16 protein-coding genes are annotated in these 15,367 nt (G+C 41.9%); 8 read left to right on the top strand and 8 right to left on the bottom strand.

Going from position 1 to position 15,367, the window contains the following annotated elements; translation table 11 throughout:
- Positions 1-209: 209 nt before the first annotated feature.
- The 3 genes from SELR_RS15465 to SELR_RS15475 all read left to right on the top strand — a co-directional run bounded on the left by SELR_RS15465 (position 210) and on the right by SELR_RS15475 (position 4,023).
- Positions 210-2,435 (top strand): MobA/MobL family protein, encoded by a 2,226-nt coding sequence (locus tag SELR_RS15465; protein ID WP_014426065.1) that lies wholly within the window; start codon positions 210-212, stop codon positions 2,433-2,435.
- Between the two features lie 96 nt (positions 2,436-2,531).
- Positions 2,532-3,452 carry a hypothetical protein gene (locus tag SELR_RS15470; protein ID WP_014426066.1) on the top strand — a complete coding sequence of 307 codons (921 nt, stop codon included), beginning with the start codon at positions 2,532-2,534 and terminating at the stop codon, positions 3,450-3,452.
- A complete protein-coding gene (locus SELR_RS15475) occupies positions 3,433-4,023 on the top strand; it encodes a hypothetical protein (protein ID WP_014426067.1) in 591 nt (196 codons plus the stop codon). The genes SELR_RS15470 and SELR_RS15475 overlap by 20 nt, the downstream gene beginning before the upstream one ends.
- A gap of 294 nt (positions 4,024-4,317) precedes the next feature.
- Here the strand turns inward: SELR_RS15475 and SELR_RS15480 are convergent, their stop codons facing one another.
- From SELR_RS15480 to SELR_RS15500, 6 genes are all read right to left on the bottom strand, one after another.
- Positions 4,318-4,968 (bottom strand): CatA-like O-acetyltransferase, family 3, encoded by a 651-nt coding sequence (locus tag SELR_RS15480; RefSeq protein WP_014426069.1) that lies wholly within the window; start codon positions 4,966-4,968, stop codon positions 4,318-4,320.
- Positions 4,969-5,342: 374 nt separating this feature from the next.
- On the bottom strand, positions 5,343-6,266 hold the full coding sequence (locus SELR_RS15485; RefSeq protein ID WP_014426070.1) for a radical SAM mobile pair protein B: 924 nt from the start codon (positions 6,264-6,266) through the stop codon (positions 5,343-5,345).
- A complete protein-coding gene (locus tag SELR_RS15490) occupies positions 6,242-6,940 on the bottom strand; it encodes a radical SAM mobile pair protein A (protein ID WP_014426071.1) in 699 nt (232 codons plus the stop codon). The genes SELR_RS15485 and SELR_RS15490 overlap by 25 nt, the downstream gene beginning before the upstream one ends.
- Positions 6,937-7,374: a radical SAM mobile pair system MarR family transcriptional regulator gene (locus SELR_RS15495; protein ID WP_014426072.1), complete on the bottom strand. Its 438-nt coding sequence runs from the start codon at positions 7,372-7,374 to the stop codon at positions 6,937-6,939. The genes SELR_RS15490 and SELR_RS15495 overlap by 4 nt, the downstream gene beginning before the upstream one ends.
- A 119-nt stretch (positions 7,375-7,493) precedes the next feature.
- A complete protein-coding gene (locus SELR_RS19410; protein WP_014426073.1) occupies positions 7,494-7,619 on the bottom strand; it encodes a hypothetical protein in 126 nt (41 codons plus the stop codon).
- A gap of 458 nt (positions 7,620-8,077) precedes the next feature.
- Positions 8,078-8,767 (bottom strand): recombinase family protein, encoded by a 690-nt coding sequence (locus SELR_RS15500; protein WP_014426074.1) that lies wholly within the window; start codon positions 8,765-8,767, stop codon positions 8,078-8,080.
- Positions 8,768-9,151: 384 nt separating this feature from the next.
- Between SELR_RS15500 and SELR_RS15505 the strand changes: the two genes are divergently transcribed.
- The 5 genes from SELR_RS15505 (at position 9,152) to SELR_RS15525 (ending at position 12,300) form a co-directional block, all read left to right on the top strand.
- Positions 9,152-9,475 (top strand): helix-turn-helix domain-containing protein, encoded by a 324-nt coding sequence (locus tag SELR_RS15505; RefSeq protein WP_014426075.1) that lies wholly within the window; start codon positions 9,152-9,154, stop codon positions 9,473-9,475.
- Complete coding sequence (locus SELR_RS15510; protein ID WP_014426076.1) at positions 9,468-10,694, top strand: type II toxin-antitoxin system HipA family toxin; 1,227 nt, start codon at positions 9,468-9,470, stop codon at positions 10,692-10,694. Before SELR_RS15505 ends, SELR_RS15510 begins: the two co-directional genes overlap by 8 nt.
- Before the next feature lie 171 nt (positions 10,695-10,865).
- Positions 10,866-11,492, top strand: a complete 627-nt coding sequence (locus tag SELR_RS15515) for a DUF6088 family protein (RefSeq protein WP_014426077.1) — start codon at positions 10,866-10,868, stop codon at positions 11,490-11,492.
- A 122-nt stretch (positions 11,493-11,614) separates the two neighbouring features.
- The gene (locus SELR_RS15520; protein ID WP_014426078.1) at positions 11,615-11,902 is read left to right on the top strand and encodes an AbrB/MazE/SpoVT family DNA-binding domain-containing protein; all 288 of its coding nucleotides are present in this window, start codon (positions 11,615-11,617) and stop codon (positions 11,900-11,902) included.
- Between the two features lie 119 nt (positions 11,903-12,021).
- Positions 12,022-12,300 (top strand): type II toxin-antitoxin system RelB/DinJ family antitoxin, encoded by a 279-nt coding sequence (locus SELR_RS15525; protein ID WP_014426079.1) that lies wholly within the window; start codon positions 12,022-12,024, stop codon positions 12,298-12,300.
- Between the two features lie 199 nt (positions 12,301-12,499).
- Here SELR_RS15525 and SELR_RS15530 read toward each other — a convergent pair whose 3' ends face one another.
- Together SELR_RS15530 and SELR_RS15535 are read right to left on the bottom strand one after the other, a co-directional pair.
- Positions 12,500-13,684 carry an AAA family ATPase gene (locus SELR_RS15530; RefSeq protein WP_014426080.1) on the bottom strand — a complete coding sequence of 395 codons (1,185 nt, stop codon included), beginning with the start codon at positions 13,682-13,684 and terminating at the stop codon, positions 12,500-12,502.
- Positions 13,685-14,062: 378 nt separating this feature from the next.
- The gene (locus tag SELR_RS15535; RefSeq protein WP_014426082.1) at positions 14,063-14,437 is read right to left on the bottom strand and encodes a hypothetical protein; all 375 of its coding nucleotides are present in this window, start codon (positions 14,435-14,437) and stop codon (positions 14,063-14,065) included.
- Positions 14,438-15,367 lie beyond the last annotated feature (930 nt).

Below are 15,367 nucleotides of genomic sequence, written 5' to 3' on the forward strand. Positions count from 1 at the left end.
ATATGTGCTACAATACCTCACAGCCAAGGTAGAAATTAGTGCAGAAGTAAAGAGATGTGCACTTAGGAGTGTCTGCCTCAGGCCAGACACTCCTGGGACTTACGAGAAACTACTCACTTTTCCAAAGTCCCGTGGGTACCGGGACGAAAACGTCCTTTTTACCATTCGCTTCGCTCATTGAACCTGCCGTTGGCTGAGGAGGAATCAACATGGCAATGTATCATTTTCGTATAAAATCAAGCAAACGCCCCAAGGGGAATTCTGTAAGTGCTGCCGAGCACAGCGATTACATCAATCGAACAGGCCGGTATAAGGATTATGACCAAAAGGAGAAAGGGCATGGCGCTCAATCTGTATCATCGCCACCAGCGGACACCTCTGCGGCCAGTCATTTACAATACATCAACCGGGAATCTGTTTTCCAAAAACGAGGTGGTTGCGTATATTCTAAAAACCATCTGCCGAAGTGGGCAGATGGCAGCGCTAAGACGTTTTTTACCGCGGCGGATAAGTATGAACGATTCAACGGGGAGCGCTATAAGGAAATTGAATTTTCCCTGCCCAACGAACTAAACCTTGATGAGCAAAAGAAAATCGTGGATGAATTCATCAACCAGCATTTGCAGGATTTCTACTATGCCTATGCCATCCATGACAAGATAGGTTCCATGTCTGACGGAGAGCGGCAGCCCCATGTTCACATCATGTTTTCCACCCGGGAAATCGATGATGTGGAACGAGAAAAGGAACGCCCTCCGGAACTTTTCTTTCGCCAATACAATGGCAAAAATCCGGCCAAAGGAGGCTGCAGAAAATCATGGAAATGGAATTCTGCCGACAGGAAAAAATATCTTATGCGCTTACGCAGGGACTATGCCAAAATCCAAAACGAGGCCTTAGAGCGAAACGGCATTAACCTGCGGGTTGACCACAGGACCTTAGAAGCTCAGCGTGAGGAAGCACTGTCTAGCGGTAATTATTTTATAGCTGACCTTCTGGATAAAAAGCCGGAAAAAAGTGTAGGGCCCGTAGAGCTTATAAAGTCGGATAGCAAATTGGTCCATACACAGAAAAAACTTCGGGAAATAAATCACCAGCGAGAGCAAACTATCATTACCAGTTTCATGATAAAGGATGCCATGGACAGGGACAAAATGGAGGAAAAATCCCAAGACTTGAAGCAGAGGCAGGAGAGAATCTTTGCCTCTGAGCCAGATATCGAGGATGCGGATGAACAGGCATATTTCACGGAAGAAAAGCAGAAAATCCAGGAAATGTATAAGGATATGGTGGCATTTTACGGAATCACCATCTGGGCACCAAGGGCAGTAGAAATGGCCTCCCTTGATACGATGACCACCGAGGAAAAGGAACTCTGGCAAGATTTGAAAAGCTATGGCAAGGAAAAAAGGGAATGGGAAATCCTCAAAAGCCGCATGATAGAGCCACCGGGGGATGATGTGGAAGCCTTGGAGGCATATCTTAAAATCTGCCCGGAAATAGATAAAGAACTGGACAAGATTAACCTCAAAATCCGTCAGGCTGCAGCTGATATACGCCCTGTATTTGAGCGGTTAAAGCTGCCACATAATAAGGCCAGCATTTTGAAGCGAGCGGCCTTTTATGTGAATGACAATCGCCTGGCTAAGACTGAAATCAGGAAGCTGCAGCGGAACATGGACAGCAAACTCAAGGCCTTGGACAAGCACATCAAGGACTATTTTGCCGTCAGACAAAAGAACCGGGAGTATTCTGCCGAGGAAGTGGCCAGTATCCTCAACGCCAGTATTTCTAGACAGGAAACTGCTGAAAAACGGCTGGCCAAAGAGCTTTATCACATGAGAAAACGGGTATTTAGTTATCCTAGAGCCATCGAAATGGCCAAAAATAACTATGTACAGGGGGCGTTCAAACAGCTCCGTGCAGATAAGCGGGAACTAAAAAAACGGGAAGATAGGCTCTCCCCGGAAGAACGTAAAAATGCGTGGCAGGAAATTGACCGCCGTGAGCAGGAACTGGAAGCGCGGTGCAACACGGCAGTAGGCCGGTCAAAAATAGAAGCCATTGCCGCAGGTATACTTCGTAAAAATGCGCCCATAGCCAAAGAGTACAACGAGCTGTGCGCTAAGCATCGAGCACTTAAAGATTCCATTATACAAACAAAATATCAATCGCAGCGAGTGACGACAAGGGCCCCAAGGGAACAGGGCAACAAATTCCGTGTTGCGCCGTCATCATCAGGAGGCGGTGGTGGCAGTATCTATCCAACGCCCTCCCGTGATGCAGACCTTATCAGTAAGGCATTATCCGGCGGAGCCAAAGAAGCCCAGCTGGTAGCCAGGTCAAAACCAGACGAGCCGGACGATTGGAAATGGCTCAGCGAAGCGGAAAAGGACGATTTACGGCATGATATGCGCAGCATTGACCGCTACTAAAAAATCGCAAAGTAAAAAAATGTATAGTTTTTCAACCCCCTAGCAGATTTACAATAGACCTTGTTAGCAACCTAGATAACGAAAGGAACAGGATATATGGCACTTACGCAATGGCACGAAATCCGGGGCAAAATGTCCGTGGCTCTGGAAGTAGGCGTTGAGGCCGCATTACTCTTGGAAGATATTTACTACTGGGTAAATCACAACCGAGAACGAGAGCACAACTTCAACGATGGCTACTATTGGACGGTCAACAGTTATCAGGACTTCATTAACCGCTTTCCCTGTTTCAATATCGGGAAAATAAAACGACTGCTTGCCCGGCTCCGAACAGCAGGATTTATTGAAGCCAGACAATTTCGGAATTATGACCCCAGAGACAGGAGCCTCTGGTACCGCATCACGGAAAAGACAGCTCAGCACTATACTTCACTGGCTGAGGCCACTGCATTGCAGCAGCAAAGTAACACCAATGAGTATTTTCAAAGGCAAAAGTCAAAAATGACCAATGCATTAGTCAAATCTGACTCCTGCACAGGTCAAAATCGCCCGATGCATAGGACGAAAAAGCACTTTCCTTCCATATTAACAAATAGCACTAACATTAGAGCACATACAAAAAAGGGGGCTAGCGCCCCAGATATATCTTTGGGGCACTGCCCTACCGCATTTATGGCCGTTGAAGATGAACAACTACGCTCAGCCTTGCAGGCTTTCGCCGCTGAACGGAACCTGCATCGCAAGCCCATCAGTAACCAGGCAGCCACTTTGCTGCTGATAAAATTGGAGAAACTGGCCCCTCAAGATATAAATGCTCAATTGGAAATCATCAACAATAGTATCATCAATGGCTGGGCAGATTTCTTCCCCCTTCCACAATCCAGGAATACAAACAAAGAAAACGCTGCAGATGGCCATATATCCCCTACCAGGAACTTGTATGAGGAGACATTAGCCAAAGCAGCGAAATTAGACGCAACCTACGGAGGTAACGACAATGACCTATTCACCGAATGACAAACAGAAAGAGATTATCAAGATTTTATGTGGTTTCCGACCAGCCTTTCCCAATAGCAAAGTAGACAGCGATACCATGCTGATATATGCCTATGCCCTGCTAGACATGGATACAGGCGTCCTTTACGCGGCCATGACAAAGATACTGCACACATGCAAATTCTTCCCCACTGTAGCGGAAATAAGAGCCACCGCTGAGGAAATGCTGCAATTTAGCAATAATTCCTCCATCCCTACCGCCGGAGAAGCCTGGGAAGAGGTGCAACGGGTAATACGAACCATCAGCCCATACAGCAGCAAGCCTTGGGAATTTTCCTGCCCGGAGGTGGAACAGGCCGCCAGACAGTTCGGCCTCATGGAGCTTTGCAGGCTTCAGGAGAATGAAGTCAACACAGCCCGCGCCCAGTTCATGCGTATATACAACCAGCAGCAGGAAAAACTGAAAATGCAGCGGGAAATGAAGGCTGTGCTCCAAACTCTGCCCCCATCCAGAAAAAGCCAGTTTTTAGCGGTGGCGAGAAGCATTATGGCCCCCAAAACCTCTACTTCAATAGCTATTTGGGATTTATGATGCATATTTCCTCCAGTAAGTATCGTGAAATGATACTTACTGGAGGAAATGCACCTATTATCAAGACCTTCACTATTTCATATTGAAGTAGGTTTGAAGTTAGCATTGAAGTTATATTGAAGTTTATTTGAAGTAGGTTCATCAATTAACGCAAACCTGAGCATGTAGAGATTTACGTGCTCAGGCATTTTTTTGTCCAGATAAGAGGGAGCCTGTATGACAGCCACTTAGCGTTCCTCGTTATATTCCGATTTTATGTTCCAACGTTCATCCCGACAAACGGGAATTTAGCGATTAGAGCTTCATGAAAGACTTGATTTCTTGTTCCAAGAGACGAAATACGTTTGCAACCAGATAGCCATCAGCGATTGCATGATTTAGACGAACGGTCACAGGCATGACAAGCCTACCGTTTTCTTCTCTGTATTTTCCCCAGTTAATGATCGGCGCAAAATATAGATTTCCATCGGGAAGTTCAAGATGAAGTGAATCATAGGAAAGCCAAGATATAAACGACGCATCAAACCAGTTGGGATGGTTTACTATATCCAGACCGTATTCCCTTGTCTTCTTTGCCTCTTCAACATCCAGCAATGCGGCAGTGTAGAACTTTTCATAGTCCTCATCGTATTTCGTATAAACAGGCGTACAGGTTTCCGTATCTTCATGGAAAACATACTGTGTTGGATTGATCACGTCATAGCAGATCAGCTCATCTGTCTGCCAAAGGTATCCCATTCTGTAGTCTTCACGTGAATTCATAACCTTTGAAAGAATATACAGGAAATTAACATAAAACTTCGTTCCTGTGTTCTTTGAATGTGTGACGAGCTCTGTTACGTCTATTCTCGACGTTATCGAGGTTGAGCACTTGCAATCTTCCGTAAAGTGGCGAAATACGCCTTTACGATAATATGTCTCTTTGTCAATTACTTTATAATTCATTTTCTTCACCCTTACAAACTTCGATTTGCCCATCGTCTATAAAACTGGAAAATAAAATCACATTCAAAATCTTACAACATCTTCTTACAAAAACCAATTAGTATTTGACTTATAAATATGCTGATTGTATAGTCAATAAAGGGGGCAACCAATCTGATTACTCCCTCATAAATCAAAATTATCATAGAAGATTCATATTTACAGAAAAAATTTCAAACTCTCGTTAAAGAGGATTCACCGTGTCGTAACCCTCTCAATAAAAACCATTCTGCCTAGTAAATGGCAAAATGGTTTTATTATTCTCCCTTTTTACAAAAGTGTTTCTATATGCACAAACTTGAAGTTGTGCGATTAACTTCCGGTTTATTCTTCCATCAAGGATTATGTATTACATTTCTCTTTCCACTATTGGCAGTACCTCTTACTTCTTCGTGGTAAAAGTAATCTACGATTGTTGGATGTCCTTTCTCTACTCTCTCATACGGAGTTTCATTATCAACAAACCTGCAATCATACTTTTTAGCCAGCTCTTCTGCTTTCTTTTCCAGCGCTTCAAAATAGCTGCGGTTCTTTTTGTTATAAATTTCGTCATACAGCGACACCAGATCCGGATGTTTATCGGAAATGTATTTCATGATATCTGCCTTAAAACCTCCGCGAAGATTCAGATTCTCAAGCCATACAAGGTCACACTGATCTTTTGTCCTGTCTATGATTGCTTCTATATCCGTAATCCCCGGGAACACGGGTGAAATGAAGCAAATTGTACGAATGCCTGCCGCATATACCTCTTTCATTGCAGCAAGCCTTCTTTCTATGCTTACTGCCGCATCCATATCATCTTTAAACTCTTCATCGAGAGTATTGATTGACCATGATACTGTAAGTCTGCTATTTTCATTGATCTCTTTTAGCAGATCCAGATCTCTTAGTACAAGGTCTGACTTTGTGCAGATAAGTATGTCCGCACCACTGTCCTTTAGTTCTTCCAGAAGTCTTCTTGTATTTTTATATGTTTTCTCTAGCGGATTATAACCATCCGTAACTGTTCCAATGATCACCTTCTGGCCGGCATACTTCTTTGGATTCTTTATTTCAGGCCAGTCTTTCACATCCATGAAAGTTCCCCATTCCTCCGTATGCCCTGTAAAGCGTTTCATAAAAGATGCGTAGCAGTATTTACAGGCATGGGGACACCCCACATAGGGATTCACCGAATATCCTCCAATAGGAGTATTCGATTTTGTCATTACACTTTTTGTTTCTATATGATTTACTTTGATTTCTGGTTGTTCCATATCCTCTGTTCCTCCAGCACTTTGTTAAAAGCATCCGGCATTTCCTGTATCATTTCTTCTCCCATAATCGGAACAAGATCTTCTTTCCAGAATACAGGAATGTTCAGTTCATGAGCCTGTTCTGTCAATGAATAAGCCCACCCGGGATCTGTTTTAACAGTCCTGCTCTTTGCACCTGTCATGGTTCCCACCACAATCCAGTCAATGCCTGCAAGATCAACCTTACCCGGATCATCGAACAAAGGCTCAAAGGTAACATGATATTTTTTTGCCTTCACATTGCTCCGCAGTGCATCAATACGCCATAACTCAGACTTTCTCGTAACTGTAACGCCAAACCATGCATTATCAAGATCTGTTTCAAAAGACAGAAGATCCGGTCGTTTGGTAAGAAAAAGAAACTGGTGCTGAGGATTCTCTGCTATCTTTTTAAAGACTTCCTCTCTCCATTCCTCATGCCAGCCCGAGAGATCGCTCATGCCAGTCAGCAGAAAATTCTGCGGCTTTTTCTTTTCCATCATACGAAGCTTTCCTTGAAAAAACTGTGGCTTTTCAAAATCATCTATGATGTGATAACGCCTCGTATTGTTTCTGGCATAGCAGTACGGACATCCAACAGTGCACCCTATAACAAGATTCATGTTCTGAATCTGATCTTTAATACAGATACTCATTTGTCACTCCATTCCTCAAGGTTTACCCTGATGCGGTTAAGATACTCTTCAAACTGAAGAATCTCTTTATCCGTAAAATCACGATAATAAATATTCCCCATCTTATTGGATACGGAGTCATAAGCTTCTTTAAGTTCTTTGGCTTTATCTGTGAGGAACAGAAGAGTTTTTCTCTTATCAGCTTCATCCGTTTTGCGGCTTATCAGTCCGTTTTTTTCCATCCGCTCAAGCATGGTCGTAAGTGAAGTAATTGCAAGTCCGCTTTTCTCGGAAATAATTTTAATAGGAACACCATCTTCCTGCCATAAGACATAAAGAATCCTTCCCTGAGCTCCGTTAAATGCATCAATTTTTTTTTCTGCCAGTATCCTTTCAAATATACGATCACCCAGCTGTTTTATTTTTGTAACAAGAAATCCACCATTTGTCTTCATAATTAAATACTCCTATATCGTAGTTTTATACTACCATATAGGAGTATTTGTGTCAAGCACACATATCATAACTTCCAGTAGAACTAAGTCGCTGCGCGACGGCCTGCCAAGGCTATGCTCTACATTTTAATTCTTTTCAAAGATGTATCTTTTGTATCAAGTCTATATTTGAAAAAATTTGCAAACTCATGCTTTACTTCTTCTTCAGTATTGCATATTGACAATCGCATTGCTAAATCAGACATAAACTATTCCCCCCATTTACACTCGTAAATCCAACATAATAATTATCGCTCTTTTCTTTAATTATAACCAATATATTTTCATTTTAATTCAAAAGAAATATTTTTATTATCACGGTGAGATATTCGATTTTTATTGGGGGGTCTTAGGGGGCTTGCCCCAACGAAAGTGACTAACAAGCGGGTAGATGCGAACACGTTTAGTGGGAGTATCGTACCCATTGCTTGCTAAGAATAAAAAATAGTGAATGCACAATAAAAAGGGAAAGCAAAAAACTCTCGCCTTCCCTTCATTCATGTGAGCCCATATGAGCCTATTGATAAGTTTTCTAAAATGCTGGTATTTGCAGAAATCCACAATTCTTCAAAAGTAAGGTCATCCTTTTCCTATTCATTCGAGAGATTTTGTATAAATTGCCCTTCAATCATAGTGATTTCAACCTGCAATTATAAGCACACGGTCATTCTTCTATCAGCTCATGTTCTGCCAACTTCGTCTTGCCAGCCTTATAATCTTCCAACTTGCGCTCCAGATAACGGATATTGCTATCAGAATAAAACGAGTCGGGAGCAGCAGACACTTCAGCTTTCTTTGCTCTTACAGCTCTTATTAAAGTACTTTTACTTATACCAACCGCAGCAGCGGCCTCCTTATATGATTTCTCACCCTTGAGAATCATATCGACCGCAGCCTCCTTCCTAGCTTTGTCAATTGGTGGCCTGCCTTCTCTAAACCCTGCCTTGGTTCTAGCAATGGCTTTCCCTGCCTGTGTCCGCTCTACAATCATGTCCCTTTCAAACTCTGCAAAGGCCAGTAATATGTGAAGCATGAGCCTGCCTTGTGGCCGCTCATCTACCTCCCCCATATTGAGGATATTGACACGGATACCCTTGTCTGTAAGTTCCTTGATAAGCGTGGCTCCTTCTGTGGCAGACCTTGCCAACCTATCCAGCTTTGTAACCATCAGTGTATCACCGATATTGAGCCGTGCCAGCAGTGCATCCAGCTGTGGCCGCTCCGTAGTTGTCCCTGTGTATTGTTCCTCTATGACTTCATCACAGCCTCTATCCATAAGCTGCTGCCGTTGTTCTGCAAGACTGTTCCCCTTTACCTGGCCCCGAGTAGAAACCCGAGCATATCCATAAAACATACGCTTCCCCCTTATATAATCAACATTGACAATAATTTTTCGGCGTTTTGGCTGAAAATTTTTCCTATAGTTGGCCGTTTTTTAACCCCGGAGTTGGCAATAGCTATCTTTATGACCATAAGTTTTGATATATTGTCATAGCCTGATTTTACATTGCTCCTCTGTCGGTGTCAATACTTGTAAGTTTTGACTATTAAGAGGAAATTTGTACACCTTCCAGCTTTATTCTTTCTCTTTCTTTCTCTCTTAAAATGAGAAAGAAAGAGAAAGCGAAAGAACCAAGAGAACGTTGATATCGAATACAATTATAATGTTTGCATTTACAAACATTTAGCCTTATAATGTTTATAAATACAGACATTAAGAAGGAGGAGAAAATCGATAATGGGCAAAAAGATAGTCCTTACACCAAGCATCCAAAGAATCCTTCAGCGTATGGGAGAGCAAATCAAACTGGCCCGCCTACGCCGTAATATATCTATGGAAATAGTTGCCGAACGTTCCGGTTTGGGCAGGACAACCGTTTGGGCCATCGAAAAAGGCAGCCCTTCTGTTTCCATGGGAGCCTACGCAAAGGTCCTACATGCTATTGAAGGAATGGATAAAGACTTGCTGCTGATTTGCAAGGACGATGCTAAAGGCCGCTTGATACAAGACTTAAACTTAACTGTTGCCCGTAGGGCACCAAAGAGGAAGAAAGATGAATAATAAGACGATATACTGCTACTTGGACGATTACTACCGCGGTCAAATCCACCTTGGAAATTTATATGTACAAAAAGCTCGTGGAAAAGAAGTCTATTCCTTTGAATTTACGCCTGATTTTCTGGCCAGTAAGGAACATTTGCTTCTAGACCCGCAGCTGCAAGTTGATATTCCTGGCCGTCAATATGCTGACAATCAGATTTTCGGCATGTTTTCTGACTCTTGTCCAGACCGCTGGGGCAGACTTCTCATGAAAAGGCGTGAATCAATCCAGGCAAGAAAAGAAGCCAGGAAACCATCTGCCCTGCTGGAAAGTGACTTTTTGCTTGGAGTCCACGATGAAAGCCGCATGGGAGCATTACGTTTTCGTCTGGAACCTCAGGGTGATTTTCAAGCCAATGATGTTTACCTAGCAACTCCCCCATGGACGGAGCTGCGTCAATTACAGGATGCTTCCCGTAATTTTGAAGATGACAATGGTTTCGACGAATCATGGCTCTCCCTACTGATGGCTCCTGGTTCTTCACTAGGTGGTGCCCGTCCCAAAGCGACCGTTGCAGACGAAAAGGGCAATTTATGGATTGCCAAATTCCCATCCAAACACGACACAGAAAATGCCGGAGCCTGGGAAATGGTAGCCCACGACTTGGCCGAAATGTGTAACTTAAACGTAGCAGAGGCTCAGGCTTTGTCCCTGACCAAGGAAGGCACTACTTTTTTGGTAAAACGATTTGACCGCATAGGAAAATCCCGAATCCACATGGCCTCTGCAATGACCATGCTGGGCAAAACCGATAGCGATAAAGATGCCTCTTATCTTGATATTGCCGACTGGCTGACAGCACATAGTGCCGATGCTCCTGCTGACCTGAAGGAACTTTGGTGTCGCATCGTGTTCAGCATCGCAATCTCAAATACAGATGACCATCTGCGAAACCATGGCTTCCTTCTGCACAAGGACGGCTGGCATCTTTCCCCACTGTTTGATGTAAATCCTAATCCATATGGCAATAATTTATCTCTGGGCATTACCGAAGAAGATAGCACCCTGGATATGAACCTAGCTCTGGAAATGGCGGAATTCTACCAAATCAAACCAGCAGATGCCAAGAACATTATCGCCAACACTAAGAGCGTCATAGCTGATAACTGGCATATCCTGGCTAAAAAATATGGTCTATCCCGTACAGCTATGGAGCGAATGAGCCCTGCTTTTCTTTGACCTTCATGTACTCATATTCGGTAGGTTTTGGAAATAGTAGTCTCATATGTTGTTATTTTTTGAAAAAGGTATACTGTAATCAACCCCCCCTATTCTCAACATAGGATTTATATGATATAACACAAAATAGAAATATTATTTTTCTATTTTGTTAGAAGGTGGTGGAAGTTTATGTTGTATGATTTCTTAATAAGAACATATGGGCAAGGAGAGCCAATTTTTCTAGCCGATGTATCATATAAAGATATGAAACCAGCTATGCTGCGACAGGCCATGTCAAAGCTTGTTGAAAAGGGGCAGCTCCGCCGTTTTGATAAAGGTATATACTATATTCCAGACACAAGCATCTTTCCCTCTGGTGCATTCCTTTCCAGCGATAAAGTCATAGAGCGCAGATATCTGTCCGCCAAAGGCCAAAGATGCGGCTACATCAGTGGCCAGAACTTTGCCAATCAGTTTGGCCTGACCACCCAGGTGCCAATATCCTGCACAGTAGTCTCCAACAAGGCAACTACCAAAGAACGCCGAATTAGACTGGGACAGCAGGAGATTATCCTGCGTCAACCTCGTTGCACTATCACCAAACAGAACTATCTTGTGTTGCAAATCCTTGACCTGCTGGCGGATGTAGACAGATATTCAGAGATTGAGCAAGAGGAAGCCCGCCAAAGATTCAAGGACTATTTGGGCCGGGCAGAGATGAGCTTTTCCAGCATGGAACAATACCTCGACTACTATCCAGTAAAGATATTTAAAAATATGTATGAAATGGGGTTACTATATGGCCTACCTGCATGAAGATGCCAATGTTTTTACAGCTGTTATAACACAAGCAGCACAGAAACCGATCATACCAGAGGCTATTGACGAAAAGGAAAAGTAGGAAATTCCCTACTTTTCCGTATGAGGAGGTTTTGTTTATGAGTGCTATAACTGTAAATTTTCCAGATAGATTCATTGATAATGCAAAAGTTATGTCTAAGGGGCAGATAACAATCCCAAAGGATGTTCGTGCTGTTCTTGGTCTGGACACTGGTAGCCGTGTTACTTTCATTGTAGAGAAAGGTTCTGTTCGTATGGTAAATTCTGCAGTTTATACTATGCAGATGATTCAAGCAGAAATGGCAGGAGAAGGGGATAAGGCAGGAATTACTTCTGAAGGAGAGGTAAATTCTATAGTAAAAGAAATCCGCAGCGAAGGCGAATAAATATGCGGGTACTAATTTATATGATTTATAATTAAAATTAGCTCAAAAACATTGATTATAGCTAATGTATTGACATCATATATTTATTAGCTATAAAACAGATACAAGGAGGTGATATTATGACTGGTTCAACAACAAGCATGAGCATCAGAATGGATCGCGTGGTAAAAGAACAAGCTCAACAGCTTTTTAAGAGTCTCGGTATGGATATGACAACGGCTATCAATATCTTTCTAAGACAGGCGTTAATACGGAAAGGATTACCATTTGAAGTTACTATAAAGGGAGCAGATTCAGTTCTGCTGCAGAAATTGGTCGAGGCTGATAATGACACTGATATTCACGGCCCCTTTCATACTACGCAGGAATTGATGGAGGAGCTCAACACTGACGAATGAAGGACCTCGTGACACTCCTTATACTTTATAAGTAAAAAATTTAGTTTACAAATATACGAGCCATAATTGATAAAAGCCCAGGTTCTGTGAGCTTTTATTAATTATGGCCCTTTTATCTCAAAATTTTCCTGCCCCTCACAAACCAGATATATGACCGACCTGCGCTGCCGTTTCCCTTTAGAACTTCTGTCTAATTCTCTTATTCTCGCCATAATAGTTCCTCACCAATAAATGGAATAGCACCATAACGGCCTTGCAGATAGCCTTTGGTAATATTTTCTGTTTTACGAGGTGAAAATTCCGTTAATGCAAATACCTCTGATTCTAGGCTCTTGTCGTTCTTTTCTACGAACCATATCTGATCCCGGCGCAACAATGTGCGCTCCAGCAAACCAACATCATGTGTGGTGAAAATCAGCTGGGCATGGTTTCGATTGATATTATGGTCTTGTACCATCTCAACCAGATGCCTTGTCAGAAGCGGATGCAGGCTTGTCTCGATTTCATCAATAGCAATAACACCGCCCTGAGCTAAAGCCTTCAGCCAAAGACCAATGCGTGAGAAAAAGAAATGCGTACCAGCCGACTCCTGCTCAAGCAAAAGAGAATACACACTATTCTCCTCTTTGCCTTCACCGATTCTGTGATAGGTAACTATCTGCTTTTTGCCCCCGCGCTCGATAACCTCAATGTTTTCCAGCCCCAGATCTGCTGTCAGCATTTCCTGCAGCAATCTGGATTTTGAGTCATTGCCCTGCAGAACAGCTTCGATGGAAGTGGTATATAGATTATCTTCATCATGGGCGTTCAGCAGCCTTGTAACAAACCACATAAAGGCATTCTCCGTAAGGGGATTGTTCCACTCATTGGATGTTACCAGATATAGCCGATTAGGCGCCGTTCTCTTGGCCAACTGATTCTGTTCCTGCATACTTTCCTTCGGAAAAGTAAATTCGTTGCCCTCCCTGCTAAAAATAAGCGCTTCCCGACCTCTTGGCCAATGATACAGATACTCAGATTTGATACTATCGCCGTCATAGGCAAAGCCATAGGCATACTTGATGCCATTCATGTAAAAAATAATATCCAACTCCGTAGGGGCTGATTGGGCCTCTGAAAAGGAAAACGAATCATAAGGCAACCTGTCCCCCTTGAGAACTCGAGCATAGCTACCACAAACCATCTGCTTCATCAGGAGCAAAGCATTAAGCAGGTTACTCTTGCCTGAAGCATTAGCACCATACACCGCCAAACAGGGCACCAACTTTACCTTACCCGCCTCAAACAGGTTCTCTGCCATTTCCTTATCACTACTCGCCCGGCAACTTATCGTTGCCTGACTCCTGATAGACTTATAATTCGTTACGGAAAACTGTACCAGCATTTTCCCACCTCCGTTTCCTTAATTATACTTTAAAAGTATGTATCCGTCGATTTAAGTTAATAATTTGCAATAAATTTGCATTTTTCTTGGTTAAATTTCTTATAACGTGATTTATAATTAAATATGAACCATACAGAAAAGCTAGCAATAATCGAGGGGCTTAATTCGAAAAACAAGCCTACATGTGGCTACATAGTTGGCGCTATATGGTCACCGGGCAAGGGTCTATTCCTTCAGGAGCAGCCTTTTTCGTGTATTAGAGAGGCATTTCTTAATTTTGGACATCGGGCCTATTTGTATTTTGAATAATGTAAACTAAAATCATAAAAAAGAAATTATGCAAGAGCTTGTTGCACAATTTCTTTTTCTGATTTTAGTTTACTTTTTTCTAAGGTCTAATATATATTCTTTGACCTTCATGTACTCATATTCGGTGAGTTTGAAGGAGCGGGTCTTTTTCTCATCCATTATACCAACAGTTTTAGGACGTCCGGCTCCCAAGCGCCTGCCACCTCGTCCATTGGCTTTTTTGCGTATTATCTCAGCAACCAATTGATACTTGGCAGGAATTTTATCAATGCGGTTATAGCCTTTCTTCTGATTCAATTCACCGATAGTAATATCAAATCCATTGCTCCAAATAAGAACACCATCTACCCTACCACATGCTGTCTGAACAATGTCTTTAGCCTTGTCGGCTGGCATAATCGTTAACCCTTCAATGTCCCCTGCTGTATAATGGCCATTCCTCATATAATCACTCTTTTCTTTAATTTGATTTCAGTATACCATAATCATACAAATTAAATCAAGATTTAATTTGTATGATTATCTTAACGTTAAAATAACATTATAATAAATGTATCATAACATATATTATACATTATTATTATTTTAATAATAATGTATAAATAACTCTATAAATATAGCCTAATCCCTTATTGTATCTATATTAATCACTTTTTATTCATTATATATTTTCATTGAAATCTATATTATTAATCTAGTGTTAATACCATATTAAATTTATTTAGATATCATATATAGTCATGAAAAACATAAGAGTACATCTATGCTTTTCCCACTATTTGACCTGTAGATAATCCCTTCGTTAAGAGAACACCAATATCAGATGGATATCCATGAAACTTCCTCAGAACGTCTTAGAGGATACTTTTATGCATAGTTGGTATGAAAGTATACATAATTCACTTAAAAGCCATTCTGGGGGATTTGAGAGCTATACACGATTATTTAATACCATTAGAAGGCAGGCAAGCAGGCAAATTATCAGAGATGACTATGAAAAATCATAAATTTTTAGCTTTTGTGGATAACTTTTCTATGCTTTGCTTGCTTTTAGCATATATGCTATATATGCTTTGCGCTTCGGGAAGCCGCATTATTAAAGGGCTTATGGCACTTTATCGTAGGGAAATGTGACCAGTTCGTAGGGAAATGTGACCTAATTAGAAGGAGTATCGTAGGGAAATGTGACCAGTTCGTAGGGAAATGTGACCTAATTAGAAGGAGTATCGTAGAAATTGCCATTGCAAACCCTACGATACTGTTATATAATAATTAATCGTAGGGGATTGTGACCTAATTATCGATGTAAGAGCCGATAAAAATCACAATTCGGTACATTACACGAGTTAGATTTACAATTTAGGCGGTGAAAAT

Source organism: Selenomonas ruminantium subsp. lactilytica TAM6421 (assembly GCF_000284095.1).
GTDB classification, from domain to species: Bacteria; Bacillota; Negativicutes; order Selenomonadales; family Selenomonadaceae; genus Selenomonas_A; species Selenomonas_A lactilytica.

Coding starts and splice junctions, on each gene's coding strand:
- SELR_RS15465 (WP_014426065.1), top strand. CDS start 210: ATGGCAATGTATCATTTTCGTATAAAATCAAGCAAACGCCCCAAGGGG.
- SELR_RS15470 (WP_014426066.1), top strand. CDS start 2,532: ATGGCACTTACGCAATGGCACGAAATCCGGGGCAAAATGTCCGTGGCT.
- SELR_RS15475 (WP_014426067.1), top strand. CDS start 3,433: ATGACCTATTCACCGAATGACAAACAGAAAGAGATTATCAAGATTTTA.
- SELR_RS15480 (WP_014426069.1), bottom strand. CDS start 4,968: ATGAATTATAAAGTAATTGACAAAGAGACATATTATCGTAAAGGCGTA.
- SELR_RS15485 (WP_014426070.1), bottom strand. CDS start 6,266: ATGGAACAACCAGAAATCAAAGTAAATCATATAGAAACAAAAAGTGTA.
- SELR_RS15490 (WP_014426071.1), bottom strand. CDS start 6,940: ATGAGTATCTGTATTAAAGATCAGATTCAGAACATGAATCTTGTTATA.
- SELR_RS15495 (WP_014426072.1), bottom strand. CDS start 7,374: ATGAAGACAAATGGTGGATTTCTTGTTACAAAAATAAAACAGCTGGGT.
- SELR_RS19410 (WP_014426073.1), bottom strand. CDS start 7,619: ATGTCTGATTTAGCAATGCGATTGTCAATATGCAATACTGAAGAAGAA.
- SELR_RS15500 (WP_014426074.1), bottom strand. CDS start 8,767: ATGTTTTATGGATATGCTCGGGTTTCTACTCGGGGCCAGGTAAAGGGG.
- SELR_RS15505 (WP_014426075.1), top strand. CDS start 9,152: ATGGGCAAAAAGATAGTCCTTACACCAAGCATCCAAAGAATCCTTCAG.
- SELR_RS15510 (WP_014426076.1), top strand. CDS start 9,468: ATGAATAATAAGACGATATACTGCTACTTGGACGATTACTACCGCGGT.
- SELR_RS15515 (WP_014426077.1), top strand. CDS start 10,866: ATGTTGTATGATTTCTTAATAAGAACATATGGGCAAGGAGAGCCAATT.
- SELR_RS15520 (WP_014426078.1), top strand. CDS start 11,615: ATGAGTGCTATAACTGTAAATTTTCCAGATAGATTCATTGATAATGCA.
- SELR_RS15525 (WP_014426079.1), top strand. CDS start 12,022: ATGACTGGTTCAACAACAAGCATGAGCATCAGAATGGATCGCGTGGTA.
- SELR_RS15530 (WP_014426080.1), bottom strand. CDS start 13,684: ATGCTGGTACAGTTTTCCGTAACGAATTATAAGTCTATCAGGAGTCAG.
- SELR_RS15535 (WP_014426082.1), bottom strand. CDS start 14,437: ATGAGGAATGGCCATTATACAGCAGGGGACATTGAAGGGTTAACGATT.